Genomic DNA, 3,268 nt, shown 5'->3' with positions numbered 1-3,268 from the left:
TCATTGGTTTTGGTGGCCGCTTCTTTGAGCAGCTGAGCACCCATGTTCTCGAACGGATCTTCCAGCTCAATTTCTTTGGCTACGGTCACACCGTCATGGGTAATGGTGGGTGAACCAAATTTGCGGTCCAGTGCCACATTGCGGCCTTTGGGGCCCAGGGTGGTTGCCACTGCAGTAGCAACGATATCAATGCCGTTCTTAAGACGACGGCGAGCCTCTTCCGAAAATACCAGTTGTTTGGCTGCCATAGGTGTTCTCCTTCGCTTATAGGATGATTTTGAAAATTACTTGGTTTCAACAATGGCGAGTAAATCGCTCTCGCGCAGGATGAGCAATTTCTTGCCCTCTACTTTGATTTCGGTGCCTGCATATTTGGCAAACAAGACGGTATCACCCTCTTTCACATCCATCGGAATGCGTTTGCCGTCTTCGTCCCGGTCACCGGGGCCAACCGAAAGAATGACACCCTTTTGGGGTTTTTCTTTTGCCGTTTCGGGAAGAACGATACCACCAGCGGTGACTTCTTCCTGTTCAATCGGTTCAACCACGACACGGCTGCCTAACGGTTTTAGATTGATACTCATACAAACCTCCCACTACTGAAATTCGATTGGATTCTGAGCACTTTAGCACTCTCTCATCCTGAGTGCTAAACTAGTGCGTATCATACCCACCTTTGAGGGGAAAGTCAAGGGGTTTAGAGAATCTCTTACAAAATTCTGATATTTTTTTGCGGTTTATGGCGCCTGAATTCCATAAGAAGCACAGATGCGCTCGCTGGGATCAATGATGGCGCGGATGGTTGGGTCATCCCCATACCGGGCGCGCACCTCTGCCAGCACCTTGACCGCCTCCTGGCAATATTCCAGGCCGGGACGGTGCATACCTGCCAGCACCGAGCCATAGGTATAGTAATAAATCAACGAAGCGCCCGTCAATTCCAACCCCTGAATTTCAATGGGGGGATCCACATCGGGATTGCACTGACGCACTTCACAGGAGATGGCTGCGTCACAACCGCGCACGGCGCACTGCAAAGCCGGTATGGCGCTTTCATAATTGCGCGCCCGGAAATAAACTAACCCCAGTTGACCATAAATATCCGCATCCGCTGGCAGCATACTCAATGCGGTGCGTACATTCAAAGAGGCGGCAAAGAATTCCCCCATTTGAGAATAAGTGCGTCCAATTGCCAGGTACGGAATGGGATCCTGAACACCGATTTGTTTGTTGATGGCTACCGCTTTGGCATAATAGGTGAGCGCTTCTTCGTACAGCGCTTTGACTTCTGGATGATCACTGCCAACCACCTCAGCACGTTTCAAACCCAATGTGCGGTAGTTCGCTCCAATCCGAATGTAAAGCGGTGTAAAGTTGGGTGTAATTTCAGCGGCTTTCAGATATTCCTCAATGGCTGCTCGATAGTCGCCCAGCGATTCCTGTACATATCCGCTTACGCGGTGAACATCCATTAAATCCGGGCCGCGCTCCAGCGCCTGACGCATACTCTCATCTGCCTGAACATACTTTTGTTGATCAATCAAAATCTCAGCATAATAGGCATGGGCAAGAGCGTTATTGCTGTCAAACTGCAGCGCGCGAATAACCGCCTGCTCGGCTTCATTGAGGTAACGTTGAGCATTTTCTCCTGCGTAAATTGAGTTCCAGTCATAAACAAAGGCACGAATGGCCAGCACAAAAGAGTCTTCAGGAGCCAGTTCAGTGGCTTTGTCAATGTTCTCCCGAGCAGCTTGCAACCGTTCAATGCGAATGGCGTCGGTGGTGGACAAACTGGAATAATAGGTTTGAATGCGTGCCAGTTCTGCAATCAAGCGCGCATCGCTGGGATCCAGTTCCATTGCGCGTTGGTAAGCGGCAATTGCGCCCGGCAAATTGCCAGCAATGAATTGGGTTTCCCCTTCCAGCGCATAAGAACGCGGGATGCGGGTTGGTGTGGGGGTAGGAAGAAACAGCGCTTCCACCTGTCCACTCTGGTAACCCCGTAAAATGAATAAACCAGCCATCAGCAATGCCAGCAAAACCACAATCCGATAGGGATTGTTGTGTCCGTTTCGGTTTCTGAAAATCGGGCGGTTGTTGTTCAGGTCAATCATGGTTCATCCCATCCCACCCTTACGGTTCGGGTGTCGGACTGGGGGTCGGCAGGCCGCCTTCAGCGACTTGCTGGCAGATGTTGATGATTTCCTGCGCATTGGCAACCGAAATCTGCTCAATAGCAACGGTTTCCATCACTGCCCGGGCAATCAGCAGCGCCTCGCCACACTGAGCCTGACGAGCCAGCGCCAGGCCGTAAATATAATAATATTCGGACACCGGCCAGTAAGAAAGCGGCAATCCCTCAACCACTTTTCCATCTTCGGTTGTGCCTCCCTGCACTGCCAGACGAAGGGCCTGAATGGCACGCGGATAATCACCGCGTCGGTAATGCATCACGCCCAGATTGCCATAAAGATAAGGATCGGTGGGGTTGTTTTCGATGGCCTTTTCCGCATATTGAATGGCGCTGGCAAATTCGCCTTGAATGAAATAAGTACGGGAAAGGTAGGTCAACGGCAGGGGGTCGGTAGGATTGAGCGTGCTGGCACTGGTGAAGGCGCGAATGGCTTTCGGGTAGTCCCCCAAAGCACGGTAATTTCTGCCTAGGTAAATATATAAATCGGCAATATACGGGTTCTGGGCAATTGCGGCTTCAAATTCTGCGACAGCTTCTTCGTAATTGGTGGTAAATTCCAGCACCAGCCCGCGCGCCCGGTGAGTTTCCAGCGCATTGGGCGCCATGGATTGAGCCTTGCGTGAAAGTTCAATGGCACGGTTCAGGGCATCCGGATCCCCGGCCGAAGATTGGGATTTCAACGCCAGCACTTCGGCAAGATAAGCATACGGCACGGCATTGTTCGGGTCCAGCTCAATGGCCTGATTGAGGGAGGACTCAGCATCCAGGTAATTACCGCTCAACCCCTGCGCATACCCGCGCAACGCCAGTGCCGCGGCATTATTCGGGTTGATCACCAGTGCATTGCCGGCGTTATCCACGGCTGCCTTGTACTGGTTGGTATACACCTGCAGCCGGGCAATTGCCAGATAAATGGCCGGATTATCCGGGTTGACCAGCAAAGCCGTCTGGTAAACCTGAATAGCTTGTTTGAACTTGCCCTCGCGCATAAATTGTTCCGCCTCAGCCAGATACGATTCCGGCGAACGGGTAGGGGTGGGCGTAGGCACAAACAACGGCGGCGTTTGCGGTACC

At 52.1% G+C, this 3,268-nt stretch carries 4 protein-coding genes; all 4 read right to left on the bottom strand.

What is annotated here, in order from left to right:
* Positions 1-248 (bottom strand): TCP-1/cpn60 chaperonin family protein (locus tag VAE48_RS07245; protein ID WP_322792649.1); only part of this gene is annotated, 248 nt, incomplete at its 3' end.
* A 36-nt stretch (positions 249-284) separates the two neighbouring features.
* A complete protein-coding gene (groES, locus tag VAE48_RS07240) occupies positions 285-584 on the bottom strand; it encodes a co-chaperone GroES (protein ID WP_322792648.1) in 300 nt (99 codons plus the stop codon).
* A 153-nt stretch (positions 585-737) separates the two neighbouring features.
* Positions 738-2,114 (bottom strand): tetratricopeptide repeat protein, encoded by a 1,377-nt coding sequence (locus VAE48_RS07235; protein WP_322792647.1) that lies wholly within the window; start codon positions 2,112-2,114, stop codon positions 738-740.
* A gap of 19 nt (positions 2,115-2,133) precedes the next feature.
* Positions 2,134-3,268, bottom strand: a 1,135-nt coding sequence (locus VAE48_RS07230; RefSeq protein WP_322792646.1) for a tetratricopeptide repeat protein, incomplete at its 5' end; no start/stop codon positions are given.

Source organism: Bellilinea sp., assembly GCF_034432615.1.
Classification (GTDB): domain Bacteria; phylum Chloroflexota; class Anaerolineae; order Anaerolineales; family Anaerolineaceae; genus Bellilinea.
This window is presented reverse-complemented; position numbering and strand designations above follow the sequence as displayed.